The following is a 207-nucleotide window of genomic DNA, read 5'->3' as shown; positions in this document are numbered from 1 at the left end:
ACGCCTCGATCCTCTCGTCGTCGCGGATCAACTTCGCGATGGGCCGCGAGAAGATCGTCACCCCGTCGCTCAACCAGATCCACGAGCGGTTCGGCACGCCGTACAAGTCGATCGCGCTCACCGGCGCGCTCATCGTCGTGTTCCTCCTCGCCGGGAGCGTCGAGTCGCTGTCGACGATGGGGTCGGTGTTACACCTGGTGGTGTACG

1 protein-coding gene is annotated in these 207 nt (G+C 64.7%); it reads left to right on the top strand.

The window, feature by feature from the left end; translation table 11 throughout:
• The coding region (locus EXE44_RS20070; protein ID WP_137718163.1) for an amino acid permease at nucleotides 1-207 on the top strand (207 nt) is incomplete at both ends.

Source organism: Halorubrum sp. SS7, from assembly GCF_005435055.1.
Taxonomy (GTDB): Archaea; Halobacteriota; Halobacteria; order Halobacteriales; family Haloferacaceae; genus Halorubrum; species Halorubrum salinarum.
Note: the sequence above shows the minus strand (reverse complement) of the source record. Positions and strands in the feature narration are given on the sequence as shown.